The following is a 20,242-nucleotide window of genomic DNA, read 5'->3' on the forward strand; positions in this document are numbered from 1 at the left end:
ACCGCCTCCGGCTCAACGTTCTTTATCTGGCCGGCCTTGACGTTCCAGTTGAAGCACATCGCTGTTCTCCTTGGCGTTGAGAGCGATCCGGTCAGACGGACCGGGTAAGGCCGCCGTCGATCCTGAGGCTCTGGCCGGTGATATAGCCAGCCCCTTCGGAAACCAGGAAGGATATTGTCGCCGCCACTTCGGCGCTGGTGCCGTAGCGCTTCATCGGCACGCTGTCGCGGCGCTCGTCCGTCGCCGGCAGGCTGTCGATCCAGCCTGGCAGCACGTTGTTGATGCGGATGCCGTCGCCCGCATAGGTATCGGCATAAATCTTGGTGTAGGCGGCAAGCCCGGCGCGGAAGACGGCCGAGGTCGGGAACATCGCCGACGGTTCGCACACCCAGGCAGTGGATATATTGACGATCGAGCCCGACTTCTGCGCCTGCATGATCGGCGTGACTAGCCGAACCGACCGGATGACGTTCATCAGATAGACGTCGAGGCCGGTATGCCACTGTTCGTCGGTGACCTCGGTGATCGGCGCGCGCGGGCCGTGGCCGGCACTGTTGACAAGGACGTCGATCCGACCCCACTTTTCCATGCATGCGTCGACCAGGCGCTTGAGGTCGTCGTTGGACTGGTTCGAGCCGGTGACGCCAATGCCGCCGAGTTCGGTGGCAAGCGCCTCGCCCTTGCCTGACGAGGACAGGATGGCGATCTTGAAGCCATCGGCCGCCAGCCGCCTCGCGGCCTCCGCACCCATGCCACTGCCGCCAGCCGTGATGATCGCTACCTTTTCTACTGCCATCGTCGCTCTCCCTGCTCGATTTGCACCCATTGCCGGGCGTTGATCCATGGAATAGCATGGGCTTCGAGCGGGAACGAACCAGTTTTCGTGAAATGTCCCAGTAGAAAAACTATCGAATGTCCATGCTGATCGGCAATCTTCCGTCCCTGAACGGCCTCAAGGCCTTCGACGTGGCGGCGCGTCATCTGAACTTCCGGCTCGCGGCCGAAGAGCTCGGCGTCACCCAGGGAGCCGTCGCCCAGCACGTCCGCGGGCTTGAGGCGGAACTCGGGGTGACATTGTTCGAGCGCCTGCCGAAGTCATTGGCGCTGACGGGCGAGGGGAGAAGCTACGTCGCCGACGTCAGGCGCGCCTTCGAACTGCTTTCAAACGCGACGGCGAACCTGAAGCCCCAGCCGGTCAAACTGGTGGTCAGCACGACACCGACCTTCGCCTCGAGATGGCTAATCCCGCGTCTTCCGGATTTCACCTCGAGGCATCCCGATCTCGATCTCCACATCCTGGCGACGGACCGCATTTCCAGCTTCCAGGCCGACGGCGTCGATCTCGCCGTCCGCTATGGCAGCCCTCCCTTCGGTCCCGGTCTCGCCGCCGAACTGCTGTTCGAGCAGGAGATCATTGCCATCTGCAATCCGAGCCTCGTCGCCGAGGGAGCCGAGCCTCAGAACGCAGAAGAACTCTCGCACTACACGCTGCTTCACGATGCCCATAATTCCTGGCCCGAATATATCGATCGCTTCCTCGGCGGCGGCGATCCCTCGCTGTTTCGGGGGATCAGCTTCTCGCAGACATCGCACGCGATCGAAGCTGCCATCGCCGGACAGGGCATCGCCGTGGCAACCCGCGCTTTCGTCTCGACAGACATCGAGGCGGGCAGGCTGAGGCAGATCTTCGACGGCGCCCTCAGGGCGCGGTCGCACTTCTATCTGGTGAAGCCGCGATACCGGAAGTCCGAAGCGGTCGAAAAGCTTCAGGAGTGGCTGCGCTCGCAAGTCCAGGCCTGACGGCTGGAAAGCCATCGCTCAAGGAATGAACCAGCTGCGGCAGGCTTGCGCCCAGCAGCAGTTCTTGCCGCCAAGGCCAGGGTTTGGCCCAAATCGGACGGCGTTTTATAAATTATAAAGGCCCGCAATGACATAACGGAAGGCAAATTCGAATATCGCGAGACTTGCGGAAATGGACTTAGTCTAAAGCTAGGTCATGCGCCGCTTCGCCGCCCACACCGGACAGTGGGGCTGCGTTCGACGCCGGTCCTCACATTGCTGCGGTAGGCACACGAACAATCGGGCTCACATGGGCATTCCACACCGAGGGACTGCCTGCGGCGTTCAGTTGAAGTGTTGGATGAAACGCGGGTTCCCCTGAAGCGCTGTTGAGGTCGGTCGTTTCATTTAGGTGCGACCAGTCCTATAATAGGGCGGGTGAGGCCGAACCAATGGACCGCAAGCTTTCCGCCATCCTCGCTGCTGATGTCGTGGGCTATTCTGCGCTGATGGAGCGCGATGAGGCTGGTACATTCGAGCGCCTTCGTGCGGGACGCAAGGAACTCTTGAGCCGGATATTGCTCGCCATCACGGCCAGATTTTCAAGCTGATGGGCGACGGGATGCTCGCCGAATTTGGCAGCGTGGTGGACGCGGTGGAATGCGCCGTCTCGCTGCAGCGCGGGCTGGCGGAACGGAATGCCGCCGTTCCCAAGGACCAACGGATCAGGGTCAGGATCGGGATCAATCTCGGCGAGGTGATCGTTGAGGGCGAGGACCGGTATGGCGAGGGCGTCAACGTCGCGGCCAGGCTTCAGCAGTTGGCAGACCCTGGCGGCATCTGTGTCTCGGGAAAGGTCGCCAGGGAGGTTGAGAAGAAGCTGGCTTTCGGTTTCGAGCCGATGGGCGAGCAGAAGGTGAAGAATATCGCCGAACCGGTACAGGCCTTCCGCGTCCTCCTTGAGGGACAAGCCCCACGCCGACCAGGGCGGTCATCGCCTCCGCGCTGGGTTTGGGCAGCAGCAGCCGTGCCAGTCCTCATTCTGGTTTTGGCCGGGACGGTCTGGCAATTCTGGCCGACCGCGACAGTAAGCGGCAAGCCGTCGGTAGCGGTGCTGCCGTTCGACAACTATGGCGGCGACGAGGCGACCGGACGCCTCGCCGATGGCCTCACTGAGGACATCATCACCGATCTGGCGGGGTTTCCTGAATTCCACGTGATCGCCCGTAACTCGACTGAACAATACCGGGACAAACCAGCCGTGCCGAGTGAGGTGGGTAAGGCGCTCGGTGCGGGATTTGTGGTCGAGGGTTCCATCCAGCGTCAGTCTGACCGCGTTAGAATTACGGCGCAGCTCATCGACGCCAAAACGGGCAGACATCTTTGGACGCAGCGCTGGGACCGGCCGGACGAGAATTTGTTCGCAATCCAGATTGAAATTTCCGAGCAGATTTCGAACCGCCTCGGCGGCGGCGCAGGTTTGGTCCAGGAGGCAGGCCGCATCACCGCCCACCGAAAGCCACCCGCGAATCTCAACGCCTACGAACTTTATCTGCTCGGCACCGAAAAACTCGAGCAAGTCAATCAGGCGGATGTCGAAGAGGCCGTCAGGCTGCTCACCCGCGCGGTCGAACTGGACCCCGGCCTTGCCCGCGCCTGGGTCGAACTTAGCCATTCCCATGGTGTTTTGATCGGTTTTGGGGTTGAAGCCGACAAGAACCGCGCTCTGTCTGCCGAGGCTGCCGAGCGCGCCGTCCAGCTCGACCCGAGCGATGCCGAAGCGCATGCTGTTTATGCCGTGACTTTAGGCGATAGAGGCGAATTCGAACGCGCCAAGGCAGAGTTCGATACCGCGCTGCGCCTCGCTCCCGGCCAGTTCGAAGTACTGACTTTCTATATCGATGGGGCCTCGACCTTCGGTGAGCCAGAGCGCACCGCGGAACTGGTCGACAAGGCGGTCAGTCTCAACCCCGGTTTCCCGATGTGGAGTGCCAGGATTTTCACTCATGCCTATTTCATGGCGGGCCGGTATGAGGATGCCCTGCGGATGCTGGACCGCCTGACGCCGGAAAACTATGGAAGGAAACACTGGGTTATGCGTTCTGGCGCGCTTGCGGCTCTTGGCCGAACTGAAGAGGCGAAGGTCTCGGTAACGGACGCACTCAGGCGGTTTCCGAATTTGACCGTCGAGGGATTTGTCAATATTCCCGGATTCAACGAAGCGGAGCGCCAGCGGTTGATCGAAACCATGCAGCTCGTCGGCTTTCCTGATTGCGCCAAAGCGGAAGAGCTCACGAAGCTAAAGAAGCCGTTGCGCCTGCCGGAGTGTGCTGCGCCGTAATCGCGTTGACGAGCAGCCACAGATGACAAACGCTTCGAAGGGTCCGAGACCCGACCTTCGTTTCACCGACCGCGAAAGCCCAGTTGCGGCGCTCGGCGCTCGCTCCGGTCGGCGAGACGTATGTCTGGAAATGGGCGCAAAGCGGTCAAGACCGCCTTCGGCCCCTTTGCTGCCGTTCGAGGTCGAGCCGAGGAACGTGCGGTATGTGCTAGAATGCGGCCCGAAGGCGGAATGCGACGGACGCACTGCGAGGGGCGGTGTGATCGTACCGGAATTCGCACGACCGAAAGCCGACATTGTGTTCTTGAAAGGGGAGACGAGGACGATGCCGACACCACAGCAACCCAGTCTAATAGTTCGACAGAAATCCCCACAGAACATCGAGTTTCCGTTTGCGTCGCTCTCCGATTGGCTGATCCCAACCGAGCTGTTCTTCGTGCGAAACCATTTCCCGTCGCCGGACCTCGATGCGCGAGACTGGAGATTGCGCGTTGGCGGGGCGGTGGAGCGGCCGATCGAACTTGACCTCGACAGCATCAAGGCGATGCGGAGCACGACTTTCACCGCCGTCGTCGAGTGTGCTGGGAACGGGCGCGTCTACTATGAGCCGCCGAAGGAGGGGTTGCAGTGGCAGAACGGAGCCGTCGGCAATGCCGCGTGGACAGGTGTTCTTCTGCGCGAGATTTTGGAAATGGCAGGCGTTAAGCCAACCGCACGTGAGGTTCTGCTCGCAGGCGCCGACAGCGGCGTCGTCGACACGAACAAGAAAACGGCTTCTCCCGGCCCCATCGCTTTTGCGCGCAGTTTACCGCTTGAGAAGGCCATAGCTGACAGCACGATGCTTGCCTATTCGATGAACGAGGAGCCGTTGACGCGCGATCACGGCTACCCGCTACGCGCGGTCGTGGGTGGCTGGTTCGGCATGGCTTGGGTCAAGTGGATCACGCATATCACAGTTGTGGAGCAACCCTTCCTTGGCTACTGGCAGGCGCGCGACTATTTCCGTTGGGAGCGCAGCCTCGGGGAACCCAGGCTGGTCCCCCTTGCGGAGATGGAGGTCAAAGCGCAGATCGCGCGTCCCGTGCAGGGGGCGCATCTCATCGCAGGCCAACCGTACCGGATTTTCGGAGCCGCCTGGAGCGGAGAGTCTGTTATCCGGCAGGTGCAGGTCTGCACCGGAGATGGCAGGGGCTGGCGCGAGGGAAGGCTCCTCGAAACAGAACGTCCCTTTGCATGGCGCTTGTGGGAGTACATGTGGACCCCTGAAAAAGTGGGGCGATACATGCTGCGATGCCGCGCGATCGATGGGGCGGGGTGCGTGCAGCCCGACCTCCAGCGTTCCGACTGCGAGAGCTACGCGGCCAATTGGATCGTTCCGGTGGAGGTTACGGTCGTTCCCGAGCCACAGACGTACGAGGAGGAATTCGTGATCTAATCCACCCGCATGGGGCGGAATGGCGGCTTTTGGCGCAACTGCGAGCCGCGTTGTCACTGCGTCATGTCCGCTTTGCAGCAACAGCGACGGGTGGCTCGATGACCATTATGAGGGCGCATTGCTGCCGTGGTCGAGGTCGCATATCGGTCCAAAGCGCACAAGAGGTTGCTCTGTCGTCCCTGCTGGCGGGGCTCGTCCATTCGAATTCTGGACGTCAAACTACCCACCTAGCCTATGATTCCGCGGAGTTCGTCGTTGCGCCAGGCGCTAGAAAATCTTCTCGGTGGGAAGTCCGAGCGCGAATGAACCCGCGTATTGCGCCTGGGCTCCGGGCTGCATCGGATGATAGCGAGCGCCCTGTATGTCACGGAAGCAGCGCTCCAGCCCGTTCTCTCGATAGAATGCCGCGCCGCCTGCGACCTCCATTGCAAGCTCCGTCACCTCGATAGCGTGCCGTGCGACCAAGGAACGGCCGATCATAACCTCGTTGACGGTTTCCGCGGACGGTTCGTTTCGAGCAACTACCTCTAACATCCAGCGATGCGCGATCTGTGCGGCTCTCAGAGACGTTTCCATGCGCCCGACCAACCCGATCACATGATCGCTGTTGGCCTTGCTACGGACCATCTTGACTGCGATGTCGCGGGCGCTCTCGGCGACGCCAAGATAGACCGCGTAGATCAGAGGAAACGCGATCATGCCGATGACTTGAAATACTGGATGCCATTGCCCCGCACTTCTGGAAAATGCGACACTCGCATCCGGCACGAAGAGGTTTTCGATGATGATATCGTTTGACCCGGTTCCCCTCATTCCAAGTGTTCGCCACGTATCTTCTATCGAAACCTCTGGCGATGCCATCGGAACGCCGAAATGAATGACGGAGCGCGCGCCGTCCCGTTCTTCATAAACAGCACCGGTCATCAGGATGTTTCCTGCCTCCGCGCCGGAAGTGAAGCGTTTACGCGCGGTGATCCGGTATCCGCCATCAACTTTCATGGCCTTGCCCGATCCGCCGATCCAGTCCGATCCGCCGCTCGAGAGCAATATGATTTGCTCCGATGCAACACGTCTCAGGAGCGGCTCCACCGCGGCCACCTTTTGATGCCGCCAGCGCCAGGCGGGGATGGCGACTTGATGGGTATGCATGGAAAAGGCAAGCGCAGTGGACCCACATGCACGAGCAATGGATTTGAGCATCTCAGAAAGTTCGGGCACTTCCGCGCCCAGCCCGCCCAATTCGATTGGGACGCCTGCCCGCACGAGTCCAGATTCCTTTAGAAGCGCGTAATTCTCGCCGACGAAGGTGTCGCTCTCGTCGATCGATGCGGCGCGTTGCGCGATGGTGGGCAGGACCGAATTGGTTAGTTCGACAATGGTCCGACCGCCGGCAAGGTTCTGTTTTGGTTCTGTAAGCCCGAGCATATCAATGCCTCCTATCTCGTGAGGATTGAGACTCTGCGCTCGTTTCACAATTGCGGCTAGTACACGAACTGTACTGAACGCCGCCGCCGTATGGCCAGGCAAGGAGCATTTGGCGGACCGGTTGTTTTGCAATACTGTGCCTGATCCAGACCTGTGGAGGTCCTTATGATAGAGCGTGACGGCTACGGGCAATTCTGTCCGGTATCAATGGCGTCGGAAATCCTCTGCTCGCGGTGGACGACCTTGGTCGTCCGCGAATTCCTTTGCGGATCGACGCGCTTTAATGAGTTGCGTCGCGGTCTACCAAAAATGTCTCCGGCACTCCTATCAAAACGACTGAAAGAACTGGAACAATCGGGCGTCATTACGGTGACAAGGAGTGCGAACGGCATTACCGATTACCAACTCACGGCAGCGGGCGAAGAATTGAGACCTCTGATCATAGGTCTCGGAAATTGGGCTCAACGGTGGATGGAATCGCGACTTTCCTTGAAGAATCTGGACCCTTCTCTGCTCATGTGGGACATGCGGCGGAGCCTCGATACAAGAAGACTTCCGACCCGCCGTTGTACGATACAGTTTCTGTACCCGGAACTTTCGGCCGCGCAAAAGAGCTGGTGGCTTGTGGTCGAAAACGGAAAAGTCGATCTCTGCAACTTCGATCCGGGCTATGATGTAGACCTTCTCGTTGAAGGGTCGCTCCGTTCGATGACCGCAATTTGGATGGGCCTCACGACCATACGTCAGGAAACCGATGCAGAAACGCTGAAACTTGACGGGGACAGGGTCCTCGCGCGCGACATGCAGGAATGGCTCGGTCTTAGTGTGTTTGCCAAAACCCCCCGGATGAGGGCTTGACGACGTGCGGAGAACCTAGATGAGCGAGACCAACCGTAAGCGCCCGTTACTGGGCACCTGCCTGTGTGCAAAGCAGTCTGCTATCGGGTCACAGACGCGTTCATTTTCGCAGCAAACTGTCATTGCGCAGCTTGTCGTCGCACAACGGGGTCGGCGTTCAAGGCATTCGCCCGCATCCATGGTAACGAACTGACCATCGTTCGGGGTGAAAGCGAGATCTCCTCATTCGAAAAAGACCAGTTCAGCGATGAGCATTGCAAGACATGCGGCTCGCTGCTGTTTTCTCGCGTTGACGGAGGGTTCGGGCACGTCGCGATGGGGACGCTGGTCGATGCTCCGTCAATTTCACCGACGGACCACATGTTCGTCGGTTCGAAAGCGCCCTGGTTCACCATCACCGACGCATTGCCCCAGCACGAAGGGCACGTAACGCGGAAAGAAGCCGATTAGGCTCGAAATGTGGACCACCTGCCCGTCAACGGTTTGCTGCATACCAGTAGGACACGGTCCCGCCAACCGCAGAGTGTCAGATCATGCTCGACATGCCGAGCGAAGTGAGCAGGTCGTTCTGGATTGGGCTGACGGCCTCGTTCAACCGCTGGACACCGAGATCCATGCCTTCAGGCATGACGACCGTGCGCAATGGACGCCGTTCCGTGGCCTCGACCAACTGCGCAATGGCATCGGCCACACGTTGGGGCCGTGGCGGATTGGCCGCGTCGTGTCCGTCGTTGGCGTGGGCCTTGATCTGACCCGGTATCGCCGCAACCTCGCCGTAGGATGCAAGCACGGTCTGATCGGAGGGCTCCGGGCTCGACGAGATAAGGTTGCTCGGGAATGGCCCTGGCTCGACGATGACGGAGTCAATTCCAAAGCCCTTCAGTTCGTACCGATAGGCTTCGGCAAAGGCCTCAAGCGCGAACTTGCTCGCAGAATAAACGCCGAAGAACGGAAAAACCACGCGCCCCATCAGGGATGTCACATGGACGAGAAGTCCGCTGCCGGCGGCACGCATGTGCGGTAGTGCGGCGCGGTCGGCCCGTAGGGCGCCAAAGAAATTGACCGCAAATTGCCGTTCGACGTCCGCGACCGTATAGGCTTCCGTGACCCCGACGGCCATCGTTCCCGCGTTGTTGATCAGGGCATCGATTTTTCCGTGCTGCCTGATGACCTGCTCGATCGCGGAGTTGACCGATGCCTCGTCGGCGACATCCATTTCAAGGACGTGCAATACATGCCCTTCAGCTTTCGCCGCGTCGATGAGCTCGCCCCGGACCTTGGCATTTCTTCCTTCGACGTCTCGCATGGTCGCAACCACCGTATGACCCCGCCTTGCAAGCTCCAATACCGTGAGTTTCCCAAAACCACTGCTCGCGCCGGTCACAACAATGACTTTTCCGCTCATCTTAAGTCCTTTCTCTGAAATCCAAGGGGCGTTCCATCCTCATAGACAGACCTGTATGTATTTGCAATCTTTAAATTGACAGAATAGTCTGTATATCAGTGTACGAAGAATCTGAGGTGGCGAAGGATGGAAACGCGCGGCACGCTTGAGTTCGTGGATGTGGAGGGGCAGCCGCTCAACGCCCTTGCCCCGCGAGAACGTATATTAAAGACGGCGTCGGACCTGTTTTACCGGTTCAGCATCCACTCAGTTGGGATAGACCGCATCATTGCCGAAAGCGGCGTGGCCAAGATGACGTTCTACAAGCACTTTCCATCAAAGGCAGACCTGATCGCTACCTATTTGCGTTACAAAACGGACACCTGGTTTCAGATGCTCGCAACCTCGACTGAAAGAGCCGGGCTGTCGCCGCTGGAGCGCGTCCTCGCCATCTTTGATGCGTTAGAGGAACCGTTCCGTGCGCCTTCCTTCCGCGGCTGTCCCTTCGTGAAAGGACTGGCCGAGTTCGGGCCGGAGGCTAACTCCCCAGACGTGCAGGCAACCATCGCCGCGTATTTTAAGGGCTTACATGGATTTGTTGCGTCACTCATCGAGCCTTTGCCATTAAGCAAACCCGAAAGAGCCGTGATCCAGATTCTGTCGCTCTTCCAGGGCGCGATGGTGATCGCACAATCGACGCGCGATCCTGCCATAGTGGAGGCAAACCGCGATGCAGCCAGGGTGTTGCTTGAGGATGCGTTGATCACGTCGCCTGAACCTCAATTTCGTTAAGCGGTGGGGTAGACGATCTCGGCCGGCGCGGCTCGACGCAATGGCTTCCTTTTGATCTGGCGATGCACAGTGGGCGGTCACCGAAATATTCTGGTCGCTTACGCCGGAGCTTGCGACGCTGCGGCACGCGCATCACGACGCATGAACGCCCAGTCGATGAGTTCCGCCATCGATGGACCGAGTGCGATCCCCATATCACTCAGTGCATATTCGACCTTTGGCGGCACCTGTGGATAGACGGTTCTTGTCACGATACCATCCTTCTCCAACTCCTTGAGTTGCTGGATCAGCATCTTCTGGTTCACGCCCTCGACGCGCTTTTCGAGTTCCGAGGATCTTAGCGGACCCTTTGCGGCGAAGAGCTGGCAGATGATGACGATCTTCCACTTCCCTTCAAGGACCCGCAGAGCATCCTGGGTTGCCGCCGCCCATACCATTCGCTGCTTCGGGTCGTCGCAGCGCCAGTCTCGTTCAACTGCCATACATACCTCTGGGTAGGTTACCCACCTTTTGGTCGGTTCTTGCCATACCCGGTAGCTAATCCTATTCTTCGGAGCACAACAAGTCACGCCTCCGTTGGCGTGCGTTGAATCCAATATTCGCAGCAAGGAAATGATATGAACATCGGGATTGTCGGCGCAGGAAACATCGGCGCGACACTTGCACGCAAGCTCGCGGCCGCAGATCACGAGGTCAAGCTTGCCAACTCAAAGGGTCCGGAATCCATCCGCGATCTCGCCGCGGAAGTCGGTGCGACGGCAACGACCAAGGAAGATGCCGTGACGGGGGTGGACATTGTGATCCTTTCCATCCCGTTTTCGGCTCATCGCGATCTTGCCAATTTATTCGCAAATGTTCCCGAGGACGTCGTTGTCGTAGACACGTCCAATTACTATCCGTTCCGTGACGGAGCGATCACCGATGTTGATGGTGGCAAACCGGAAGCGGTCTGGGTCAGCGAGCAGATCAACCGACCGATCATTAAAGCCTGGAATGCGGTGCTTTCTGCGACTCTCGCGGAAAAAGGCGTAGACAAGTCGCAACCCGGCCGCATCGCCCTTCCGGTAGCGGGTGATGACCTCGAAAAGAAGTCGATTGTTATGCAACTGGTGGAGGCGACCGGCTTCGACGCTCTCGATGCCGGGGGTCTCGCGATCTCATGGCGACAACAGCCAGGCACGCCTGCCTATTGCACGGAACTGTCTGCTGACGAGCTGCAAACGGCGCTCGAAAAAGCTGATCAGAACCGCTCGGCGGTCAACCGCGAGGCCCTGATCAAGGTCTTCATGGAAAAAGGCGGCAGCCTCACTCACGATGACATCATAGCTCAAAACCGCGCCGGGACCGCGTGAGCGACAAGGAGATGAAGGTTGGTATCCTCGGACTAATTTCGCGCCACGATGGCGACTGGAGTTTTTCCAACGATATCGACGCACACATGTCATGGCTTCAAACATCAATGCGATGGCCGCTTTCGGGCAGATACTGCATCCATGGCTGACAAGCGGCGCAAAGCAGCCTTATCCTTCGATAACGAAAAAAGTCCGCTTGGGGCCAACGGGGCCGGTGGCCCCTAAGTGCTGATATCCCCGACAAGTTCCCATATATCGACCTTCTCGGGCGTGCCTTTATCGGCACCAGGAGTGGGCGAAGGTCGAAGCGATCGCCGACTGCGCCGACGCATCGCCGATCCTCCGGGCGGAGCAGAGCTGAATTCAAAACAGCCGGTCGACACATCGCTCAGTCTCCCACCGCCTAAGAAAATTTGCTTCCCGGGCAATCCAGCCGACCGTCTCGCTTCCCCATTCCTGGGCCCGGCTGGCGTACTCGCCCATCAGCCAGATGTGACGGACGATCACGAAGCGGTGGGCGGCTTCAAAGTCGGCTGGCGTGATCGGCCGGACGGCCCGATAGGCATCGACGAAGGCGTCCCACATGGCGGTTGACCTTCGGCCGAAGGATGTTTGCGCCCACAAGAACACCGACAAGTCGTAGGCGAGGTATCCCGGACCGCCGTCATCGAAGTCGAAAAAGACGGCTTCGCCGGCGTCGTTGATCCGCGCATTGAAGCCGTGACAATCGCCATGGCAATAAGTCCACGTCAAATCGCTGAAGGCTTCGATCGCCTTTGCGGTCCGCGCAGCGATCTCTTCAAGATCGCCGCGGACGTCTGCGTCGTCCACGACGCCGCTATCGCCTATGCGGGCAAGCGGCCGGTGCAGCAAGTGTTCGAGGTCAAGCCGATAGAGCGCTCCGTCCGGCTGGAATGTCTCGCCGGCGGTGTGCAGCAGAGCAAGGGTCTTGCCGTTGGCCCGTGCATCGCCGGCATCCGCCGCATCCGGCTTGCGGCCCCCGATCTCCCGGAAGAGCACGGCCTGACGCACGCCCTCCGGCGCATCTCCCTCAAGGAACAAGCTGCCCTCACGTGTCGGGATGGCTGCGGCGACCGGAACGCCTGATTGCGCAAGGTGCGCCAGGAACGCCGTTTCGGTCTTGACGTCGGCCGGGCCACGGGCGCGGCGATGGGAAAGCCGGAACACATACCGCTCGCCGCTGCTCGCAACGGCAAGATACACATCATTCAAGCCGCGTTGCAGCATCCGGCAGGTAACCGGCCCTGCAAGCGGATAATGCTGATGGATGAACTGTTCGATGGCCGCAACCTGCGAGGTCGAATAGAGCGGATCGAAGTCGAGCATGGGCGCTGTACCATCGGGCTTTGCTGGCAGGCTGCTTCCGCGGTGAAAAGGCCATGAAGGCGGTGGCGGCCGCAGGCACGTACGATTGCAATGAGCTGCTGATTGGATAAGCTGAATGGCGCTATTAATAAAACCAAGAGATGAAAAACAAAATGCAGGCTCCGCGATTTTTGAAAGAAAACTCTATTTCGATTTCTGTGCTTTCCATCATTTTCGGTCTGTCTGGATGTGTCACCACTCAAAACGGTGTGGCTATTTCTGCGGATCACAGTCGGGCTCTGAGTGGAGAGCGGACAAAGATGGGCCAGTCCTACAATTTGAATGAAGACTGCACGGCTGCAACAATCGCCAATATAAAATTGGTGGAAGCCCCGGCGCATGGCTCGGTTGAATTCGTCAAGGAGAATATTTATTCCAATTACAAAGATGGCATCCGCAATAAATGCAATTCCAGGAAATCCCTCGGCGTGTCGGAATACTATACATCCAACAGCGGCTATTCTGGACGTGACATGTACAAGGTGAGGGTGTCCTACGGGGAGGGGACCATCAAGGACGTCACCGTCAACATCAATGTGATCAAGAACTAGGGTGAAGCGTCTCATCAGGAAACTAGTCACGATTTTGCTGGCCGTGTGGCTGTTGCCGGGAGTGCTCGCCATTCTCGTCAGGGTGGCTGGCTTTAACTTCCTGCCGTCTATCGAATGGACATCCAAAACGAATGATCTTTCGATTGCGGCCGGTCTGCTCCCTGCGGCGTTTCTGTCATGGGTCGCCTGGAAAGCCATGGACGTTACTCCGCTCGGCGATGGGAAGGCGGCTATTGCCATGTTTTCAGCCCCCATCTTTGCTTACTTATTGGGAAAGAACCTTTTCGCTGTTGCCTTGCCGATGGCGCTTGCCATGGTCGCGGGTCATCAGGTCGAGCTCTTCTTTTACCGTGGCACATGCCGATGATTGGGGCGACTCCAAATGCCGAACACCAGTTGAGCTCGAGGGCCTACCCTTTCTCTTCGACACGATTTGCCGTGTCCGAGACGATGTCAGGATGAGCCTGTTGCCGGGTAAGCCTGCTGTCGTCACCGGCCGAGGCACCAGCCTGGGCCTCTTTGCGGAAAGTCTGAGCCCGTAAACCGAACAAGCGCAACCGCCGCAGCGGTGCTCCTTGCATTCAACCGGCATCGGCACGCCCGCCTCGTCCTTTGAGGCCCCTGCGGGCACTTCAGGATGGGCCGCAAAGCAGTGCTATTATGGCGTGCAGCACATAGCTTCAGGAGGGCACATGACTTCCATCCTGCATCAAGGACTTTGTCCACGACATCTTCCTTACGGCAGTGGAAAGGGCGACTGGACCCATGCGAACCATTCGTGTCGCCTGCAAACACCTTGGCGAACCTCCGTCGGCAGCGGGGCTATGCATCTAGCGGCGATCAGTCCGTCTTCGGCTGCCCGGGAAGCTGGCCGTAAGCTGTCAGAATGGCCCTGATCAGGCCCGGGAAGCGTTCGTCCAGCTCGGTGCAGCGCGTTTGATTGCGCATCTCCACACCCTGGCGCTCGCTCATGATCAGCCCGGATTCGCGCAGCACCTTGAAATGGTTGGACAGCGACGACTTCGGAATGACGCGGTCGCCGAGATCGGCAAGCGCGGAGCACGTCCCGCCACCGCTGGCGCCGGCAAGCTTTGCATAAATGGCAACGCGCTCCGGATCGGACAGTGCATAGAGGATCGCCTCGGGCTTGATGTCCTCCAGGGCTGGGTGAAAGAGCGGTCTCATGAATTTTATATAGCGCCCCTTGACATCGGGATCAACAGTTCCGAATTTCCGAACGATGGAACAAGCCTGCCACTCCGGCGGCTATCCAGAGCTGAAGGAACGGAAAATGGCTAAGCTTACAGGAAAAGTCGCTGTCGTAACCGGGGCCTCCAAGGGTATCGGTGCTGCGATTGCCAAGGCGCTCGCGGCCGAAGGTGCGCAAGTGGTGGTCAACTACGCTTCGAGCAAGGCGGGAGCGGATGCCGTAGTCGAGGCGATCAGCGCGGCCGGGGGCAAAGCCATCGCGGTGCAGGGCGATGTTTCGAAAGCCGCTGAGGCGCAGGGATTGGTCGATGCGGCGGTCAAGGAGTTCGGCAAACTCGACGTGCTGGTCAACAATTCAGGCGTCTATGAATTCGCGCCGATTGAGGAGGTGACCGAGGAGCAATATCGCCGCATCTTCGACGTCAATGTTCTCGGTGTTCTCCTGACCACGCAGGCAGCGGTCAAGCATCTCGGCGAGGGCGGCAGCATCATCAACATCTCCTCGGTGGTCACCAGTCTGGCGCCGCCAGATTCCGCCGTCTATACCGGGACGAAGGGAGCCGTCGAGGGCATCAACAGCGTGCTCGCCAAGGAACTCGGCCCGCGCAAGATCCGCGTCAACGCCATCCTGCCGGGGATGGTCGAAACTGAGGGCACGCACACGGCCGGCGTCATCGGCTCGGATTTCCAGCAGACTATCGTCGCCCAGACGCCGCTCGGCCGCATCGGGCAGCCGGACGATATCGCCGGTGTCGCCGTCTTCCTCGCTTCCGATGATGCCCGCTGGCTGACCGGCGAACGATTGGCGGCCAGCGGCGGTTTCCGCTAAAGCGCGATGATCACCGAATCCTGTTCTCATGAAAGAGTGAGAACATCATGTCGTCGGAAAAGCGCTTCGCAGTTTTACTGGAATTGCTCCAGGGCGGAGACCTGAACCCCGCAAATGCAAACGGCGACGTCCACCTCTTCGATAATGCCGAGGGGTAATCGATGAACAGCATCCTGGCACGCATGATCGGATAGCCGGCGTTGCCGGCTCTTCAGCCGGGACATCCTCCGCTGTCCCGGTTTGAACATTGCGGATGGGCGCCATGTCTCCGCTGCCTCAACTCGCCTGAACTTCGGAACGGCGCTACCCGCCCCTTTACGACGCCTTATGCCTTTCGCAAGTCTCAGATCGCGGTCTGCATGAGATATGGAGATTTTTCGACGGGAACCCGCGCGACGATCTTCATCACCAGAGTGGGAGCGACGTCAGGAACAGAGCTCACTCGTCCGTCTTTGTAGAGCACCCGCATGACGCAGGTCTCGCTATCATATTCAAGTTCGGCGATCGTCTTTGAGTGGACCAGAAATTGCATCTTCAGCTGCCTCCTGCACTGCAGCATGACCAAATGAAAACGACCGACCGCGGCCCATCCTAAAGGGACAATGCTTGATCGGCACAAAAACTCTTTGCCACTTCGGCGGCCGGCGCTGTCCGAAACGCGATCCAGAAGACAACGCGTCCCACCAGATCGCCCCGGCGAAGTGGTGAAGATATCTTACAAAATCCGCCATCAAAATCGCGTGAAATCAGCGTGACACACGCCCCGCGACTATATGTGACACGGGACTACCAGAATAAGATGTGCGTAGCGCCTGCCGCAACGAGGCCGACCGCAGTTGCGATCGTCGGCTGAAGGTGAGTATCAGAGCAGGCTCGTCGATCGCTTGACATCCGCACGCGACCCCTATGATCATCTGCCGATGATCGTTCCGCGCATTCACACTCGCCTCTCGCTCACCAGGGATCTCGACAGTCTCGGCATTCGCGCCGGCGACATTGTCATGGTCCACGCCGCGATGAAGCGGGTGGGGCGGCTGCTCAACGGGCCTGATGTACTGATCGAAGCGCTTCGCGATGCCGTGGGGCCTGCCGGCACCATCGTCGCCTATACCGACTGGAACGGCGCCTATGACGCGTTGCTGGATGAAAATGGCCGCGTCCCGTCGGAATGGCGCGCCCATATCGCGCCGTTCGATCCGGCTGTTTCCCGCGCTGCCCGCGATAATGGCGCGCTCGCCGAATTCATTCGAACGACATCAGGGGCAAGACGCAGCGGCAATCCGGGCGCCTCGGTCGCGGCGATCGGCGCGCGCGCGGAATGGCTCACCGCCGACCACCCGCTCGATTACGGCTATGGAGAGACATCGCCGCTCGGCAGGCTGGTGGCTGCAGGCGGCAAGGTTCTGATGGCCGGAGCTCCGCTCGACACCATGACCCTGCTCCACCATGCAGAACACCTGGCGCGAATTCCGAACAAGCGCCTGCGTCGCTACGAGGCGCCCTTTGCCACATCGGCCGGCGTGGTGTGGCGCATGCTGGAAGAGTTCGACACAGGCGACCCGGTCGTGCCGGGCCTTGACGACGATTATTTCGGCGTGATCGTGCGGGCGTTTCTGGCCAGCGGGCAGGGCGCGCAGGGCCTGGTGGGAGACGCAGGATCGGTGCTGGTCGACGCGGCCGCGATCTGCAGCTTCGCTGTTGCATGGCTGGAGCATCATGTTCGGCTTGAAGGCTGAGCGTTTCCGCCGCGCGTCAGAGGCGCATCAAAGCAGGCGCTCGACACACCGCTCCGTCTCCCACGTCCTGAGGAAATTTGCTTCCCCGGCAATGCTGGCCTGATAGTCGGACAGCCATCCCTCAAGGAATCGACCAGCTGCGGCAGGTTTGCGCCGATTGCGGTCATGGGAATTGATTGCGGCCTGAGGTTGTATTTCGAGATGGGATGAGTAAATAAGCGGATAGCGGACGGAGGATACAGGTGGCGCTGTTAAGGTACATTTCAATCTTTTGCGGCGGCCTACTTTCTGGTGGCGCTCATAAGTATGGTGATTTTTGGAGAGCCGCGGTGGGGAGGTAGCCTTATACTTCTGCTGTTCGCCGAGTTCTCCCGTCTCTTCACGGTGTGGTTCAACTTCGCTTTGCGCGGAAACTAGCACCGACGTTTTGGCAGCATTGCGCCGACAGGTGACGATACTCGTCAGGATCGCTTCCAATTGCGAACGGTCTGCCGGTTCACCGCTTCACATCTATACAGAGGTTGATGGCTGTTGACCGCTTATTCTGAGACTACTGTAAATGGCGCACCCACCATAATGAGACTTCGTGTCGCCCTTTTCCGTAATCGAAATAATCCACGGGCAGACCAGCCGCGAGCTTAGCATCCGACATAGCCTTTCGTTCTGCCATGCATGCGTTATCAAGCATTGAAGCGACTTTTTCCGGATCTTTGTTTGAAACAAGATACGATTTTGTGGTCCGCTCCAAGCACTTGCCCAATGCACTCCCGGCTGACCCGACGCGGCGTATCTCTGGGGTGTTATAGGGTGAGGTTGTAGTGCACGACGCGAGAGCCGTGACGGCACTCAGAATAATGCCCTTAAATCGCAATGTTACCCCCGCTCAGATTGAAGTTTTATTGAGTCTCAGCGTTACCATCGCTACCACTGAAGCCCATGTTTCAACACCCGCCATCGAAGATCACGGTAGTTGCCCACTTTCGGCCCTAAGCCGACGTGGCAATTCGGTTATCTCCTTTAGTGATAGCGATATCTTCAACGGACTATATCGATGTCTGAGGGTTTGCCCGCCTCGCAACCTAAGTCTCAAAATCTCGCCAAGACCTTCCTGCTGGTCATGGCGGGGGCTCAATCGTCGGCAGCTTTGCCGGCGGCCTCTTGCTTGGCATAGTGCCGAACGCCTTCCTCCTGCCGGCCCTGGCCGCAATCCTGCTGATCTCAGCGGTAAAGGTTTGGCGACACAGCTAAGCGCGAAAATAATGACTCTTTTCAGCTCGTTCGAACGTCCTTGTTGCGACTGCCTTTGCGCGGTTTGGATCGAATGAGGAAAACAACATGGATTTGGATGGAAAACGGATCGTTGTCGTCGGTGGTAGCCGCGGTTTGGGCTTCGGAATGGCCGAGGCGTTTGTAGCGCGCGCCGCCAAAGTGACCGTCGTGGCGCGCGACGCGACGACTTTGCAAGCGCTCAGAGAGCAACTGGCCGTCACGACCGTGGCTGCTGACGCGACCAGTGCCGACGCCGCAAAGAGGATCATGTCGGAGACACGACCTGATGTCGTCATCATGAACGCCGGCGCGGAACCGCCCATGGAACGGATCGACCGTGTTGGCTGGGAGGCGTTCACGACCAACTGGAACGTCGATGTGAAGGCCGCCCTGCATTGGGTCCAGGCCGCTCTGACCTTGCCGATGGCGTCGGGCGGGCTGGTCGTTCTCGTTTCCAGCGGAGCCGCGGTGCAGGGCTCGCCGCTATCCGGAGGCTATGCAGGAGCAAAACGGGCGCAGTGGTTCATCGCAAAATATGCCGAGGGCTTGTCGACCCAGCTCGGCCTCGGCCTGCGTTTCCGGGTCATTGTTCCCCGGCAGATGTTTGCAGGAACCGGCGTGGGCAACGCCGGAATCTCCGCCTATGCTGCGGCGGCGGGCCGGACATTCGCCGAACAGGCCGCGACCTGGCCGGACATGACCCCGCGTGGCTTTGGCGATACGGTGGCCGAACTGATCGGTAAGACGGCGCTGGAAGAGGCCATGATCTACGCCGTGCGTGGAGATACAGGCGTGACGGTCATCGAATGATGGATGAAGCTGCCCTCGAAGCAGAAGCGAAGAACACACTCTACGCGGCGCTGGCCAAGGAGGCGGATGCAGTTCGCCCGGAACTGCATCGCTATGCCGCCCGATTGGTCGGCTCGGTGATCGACGGCGAGGACGTGATACAGGACGCGTTGGTCAGTGCGTTCGCGATGGTCGGCTCGATCTCGTCCGGCACGCCGCTGCGACCCTGGCTATTTCGCATTGTTCACAATCGCGCCATCGATGCGCTGCGCCAGCGAAGTACCCGCCGGTCGGAGCCGCTGGAGACGGCCTTTGATCTGGCTGATGTCACTGCTGTCGATCCGGAGGATGCGTTGATAAGGCAGGACACGGTGCGGATCGCCCTGGCTCACTATGCCAAATTGCCGGTGCCGCAGCGTAGCGCGGTGATCCTCAAGGACGTGCTCGGAGAGCCGATCGCAGACATCGCCGCGCTATTGGGCCTGAGTATCGATGCTGTCAAAGCCCATCTCTCGCGTGGTCGGGCAGGATTGCGATCCATCTCCGCTAGAGAGTCCGACGTTCCGCAGCCCCCAAGTGCCGAGGTTCTGAATTTCGCAGCGCTCTTCAACGCGAGGGATTGGACGGCCCTGCGCAGCCTGCTTGCCGAGGATGTTCAGCTTCGTCAGGCACGACGGCCGCAGGTCTCCGGTGCGGCGAACGTTGGCCGGTTCTTTTCCTATTATGCGGACTATCCGCGGGTTTGGATCGAACCGGCTTCTCTGGAGGGCAGGGAAATATTGCTGGTCTCGGCTGCGCCGTCCGCTGCTCCTGCATATTTCATGCTGCTTGAATGGAGGGATCAAAAGATAACACTGATCCGCGACCACCGATATGCGACCTACGTCATGGAGAACGCGGCTGTGACGCGGGCCGCATCGCAACGCGGCTATTAGGCCTGGCGCACTCACCGCTTGTGTCGGCGCATAGATCGTCGTGTCAAAGCAATGCGATGGCCGCTTTCGGTCCGAGGCAACAACGGCCTCTATGACCGTCAAAAGGGCGCATGCCTGCTGCGGCAATGGCTTGGCCTGACCGGAACCGTGGGTATCGCCTTCAGTCCCGAAA

Annotated in this window: 18 protein-coding genes and 3 pseudogenes; 14 read left to right on the top strand and 7 right to left on the bottom strand. The window is 59.4% G+C overall.

Annotated elements, in window-relative coordinates; translation table 11 throughout:
• Nucleotides 1-91: 91 nt before the first annotated feature.
• Nucleotides 92-796 carry an SDR family oxidoreductase gene (locus HFO71_RS10775; protein WP_168335647.1) on the bottom strand — a complete coding sequence of 235 codons (705 nt, stop codon included), beginning with the start codon at nucleotides 794-796 and terminating at the stop codon, nucleotides 92-94.
• A 116-nt stretch (nucleotides 797-912) separates the two neighbouring features.
• Here HFO71_RS10775 and HFO71_RS10780 point away from each other — a divergent pair, with 116 nt between their 5' ends.
• From HFO71_RS10780 to HFO71_RS10790, 3 genes and pseudogenes are all read left to right on the top strand, one after another.
• Nucleotides 913-1,800 (top strand): LysR substrate-binding domain-containing protein, encoded by an 888-nt coding sequence (locus HFO71_RS10780; protein WP_168335646.1) that lies wholly within the window; start codon nucleotides 913-915, stop codon nucleotides 1,798-1,800.
• Nucleotides 1,801-2,231: 431 nt separating this feature from the next.
• Nucleotides 2,232-4,120, top strand: a pseudogene (locus tag HFO71_RS10785) (adenylate/guanylate cyclase domain-containing protein).
• 325 nt (nucleotides 4,121-4,445) lie between these two features.
• The gene (locus HFO71_RS10790; RefSeq protein WP_245006917.1) at nucleotides 4,446-5,555 is read left to right on the top strand and encodes a sulfite oxidase; all 1,110 of its coding nucleotides are present in this window, start codon (nucleotides 4,446-4,448) and stop codon (nucleotides 5,553-5,555) included.
• Nucleotides 5,556-5,822: 267 nt separating this feature from the next.
• On the opposite strand, the gene HFO71_RS10795 is transcribed toward HFO71_RS10790, so the two are convergent.
• Entirely contained in the window at nucleotides 5,823-6,980 is a 1,158-nt protein-coding gene (locus HFO71_RS10795) for an acyl-CoA dehydrogenase family protein (protein ID WP_168260265.1), read from the bottom strand.
• Between the two features lie 165 nt (nucleotides 6,981-7,145).
• On the opposite strand from HFO71_RS10795, the gene HFO71_RS10800 reads away from it, so the two are divergent.
• Together HFO71_RS10800 and HFO71_RS10805 are read left to right on the top strand one after the other, a co-directional pair.
• Nucleotides 7,146-7,838 (top strand): winged helix-turn-helix transcriptional regulator, encoded by a 693-nt coding sequence (locus HFO71_RS10800; protein WP_077975768.1) that lies wholly within the window; start codon nucleotides 7,146-7,148, stop codon nucleotides 7,836-7,838.
• 19 nt (nucleotides 7,839-7,857) lie between these two features.
• A pseudogene (locus HFO71_RS10805) lies at nucleotides 7,858-8,288 on the top strand (GFA family protein).
• Nucleotides 8,289-8,364: 76 nt separating this feature from the next.
• Here HFO71_RS10805 and HFO71_RS10810 read toward each other — a convergent pair.
• Nucleotides 8,365-9,243 carry an SDR family oxidoreductase gene (locus HFO71_RS10810; RefSeq protein ID WP_132610361.1) on the bottom strand — a complete coding sequence of 293 codons (879 nt, stop codon included), beginning with the start codon at nucleotides 9,241-9,243 and terminating at the stop codon, nucleotides 8,365-8,367.
• A gap of 126 nt (nucleotides 9,244-9,369) precedes the next feature.
• Between HFO71_RS10810 and HFO71_RS10815 the strand changes: the two genes are divergently transcribed.
• The gene (locus HFO71_RS10815; protein WP_221988057.1) at nucleotides 9,370-10,014 is read left to right on the top strand and encodes a TetR/AcrR family transcriptional regulator; all 645 of its coding nucleotides are present in this window, start codon (nucleotides 9,370-9,372) and stop codon (nucleotides 10,012-10,014) included.
• A 98-nt stretch (nucleotides 10,015-10,112) separates the two neighbouring features.
• Here the strand turns inward: HFO71_RS10815 and HFO71_RS10820 are convergent, their stop codons facing one another.
• A complete protein-coding gene (locus tag HFO71_RS10820) occupies nucleotides 10,113-10,496 on the bottom strand; it encodes a winged helix-turn-helix transcriptional regulator (protein ID WP_221988058.1) in 384 nt (127 codons plus the stop codon).
• Between the two features lie 135 nt (nucleotides 10,497-10,631).
• Between HFO71_RS10820 and HFO71_RS10825 the strand changes: the two genes are divergently transcribed.
• On the top strand, nucleotides 10,632-11,366 hold the full coding sequence (locus tag HFO71_RS10825) for an NADPH-dependent F420 reductase (protein WP_221988059.1): 735 nt from the start codon (nucleotides 10,632-10,634) through the stop codon (nucleotides 11,364-11,366).
• Nucleotides 11,367-11,729: 363 nt separating this feature from the next.
• Here HFO71_RS10825 and HFO71_RS10830 read toward each other — a convergent pair whose 3' ends face one another.
• Entirely contained in the window at nucleotides 11,730-12,713 is a 984-nt protein-coding gene (locus HFO71_RS10830; RefSeq protein WP_221988060.1) for a phosphotransferase enzyme family protein, read from the bottom strand.
• A gap of 140 nt (nucleotides 12,714-12,853) precedes the next feature.
• Between HFO71_RS10830 and HFO71_RS10835 the strand changes: the two genes are divergently transcribed.
• Nucleotides 12,854-13,303, top strand: coding sequence for a hypothetical protein (locus tag HFO71_RS10835; RefSeq protein ID WP_376778401.1), 450 nt, complete (start codon nucleotides 12,854-12,856; stop codon nucleotides 13,301-13,303).
• Nucleotide 13,304: 1 nt separating this feature from the next.
• On the top strand, nucleotides 13,305-13,670 hold the full coding sequence (locus HFO71_RS10840) for a hypothetical protein (protein ID WP_245006918.1): 366 nt from the start codon (nucleotides 13,305-13,307) through the stop codon (nucleotides 13,668-13,670).
• A 473-nt stretch (nucleotides 13,671-14,143) separates the two neighbouring features.
• On the opposite strand, the gene HFO71_RS10845 is transcribed toward HFO71_RS10840, so the two are convergent.
• Nucleotides 14,144-14,488 carry an ArsR/SmtB family transcription factor gene (locus tag HFO71_RS10845; protein ID WP_132610369.1) on the bottom strand — a complete coding sequence of 115 codons (345 nt, stop codon included), beginning with the start codon at nucleotides 14,486-14,488 and terminating at the stop codon, nucleotides 14,144-14,146.
• Nucleotides 14,489-14,594: 106 nt separating this feature from the next.
• Here HFO71_RS10845 and HFO71_RS10850 point away from each other — a divergent pair, with 106 nt between their 5' ends.
• A complete protein-coding gene (locus HFO71_RS10850) occupies nucleotides 14,595-15,341 on the top strand; it encodes a glucose 1-dehydrogenase (protein ID WP_231285169.1) in 747 nt (248 codons plus the stop codon).
• 343 nt (nucleotides 15,342-15,684) lie between these two features.
• Here HFO71_RS10850 and HFO71_RS10855 read toward each other — a convergent pair whose 3' ends face one another.
• Nucleotides 15,685-15,873: a hypothetical protein gene (locus HFO71_RS10855; RefSeq protein WP_077975779.1), complete on the bottom strand. Its 189-nt coding sequence runs from the start codon at nucleotides 15,871-15,873 to the stop codon at nucleotides 15,685-15,687.
• Between the two features lie 388 nt (nucleotides 15,874-16,261).
• Between HFO71_RS10855 and aac(3) the strand changes: the two genes are divergently transcribed.
• From aac(3) to HFO71_RS10870, 4 genes and pseudogenes are all read left to right on the top strand, one after another.
• Complete coding sequence (gene aac(3) / locus HFO71_RS10860; RefSeq protein ID WP_132610706.1) at nucleotides 16,262-17,077, top strand: aminoglycoside 3-N-acetyltransferase; 816 nt, start codon at nucleotides 16,262-16,264, stop codon at nucleotides 17,075-17,077.
• Between the two features lie 1,099 nt (nucleotides 17,078-18,176).
• Nucleotides 18,177-18,325 (top strand): annotated as a pseudogene (locus HFO71_RS36430) (sulfite exporter TauE/SafE family protein); the annotation flags it as partial.
• 87 nt (nucleotides 18,326-18,412) lie between these two features.
• Nucleotides 18,413-19,156, top strand: a complete 744-nt coding sequence (locus tag HFO71_RS10865; RefSeq protein ID WP_168287669.1) for an SDR family NAD(P)-dependent oxidoreductase — start codon at nucleotides 18,413-18,415, stop codon at nucleotides 19,154-19,156.
• On the top strand, nucleotides 19,153-20,070 hold the full coding sequence (locus tag HFO71_RS10870) for an RNA polymerase sigma factor (protein WP_221988061.1): 918 nt from the start codon (nucleotides 19,153-19,155) through the stop codon (nucleotides 20,068-20,070). The genes HFO71_RS10865 and HFO71_RS10870 overlap by 4 nt, the downstream gene beginning before the upstream one ends.
• The last annotated feature ends 172 nt before the right edge of the window (nucleotides 20,071-20,242 follow it).

It is taken from the genome of Rhizobium laguerreae, assembly GCF_019778565.1.
In the GTDB taxonomy this organism is placed as follows: Bacteria; Pseudomonadota; Alphaproteobacteria; order Rhizobiales; family Rhizobiaceae; genus Rhizobium; species Rhizobium laguerreae.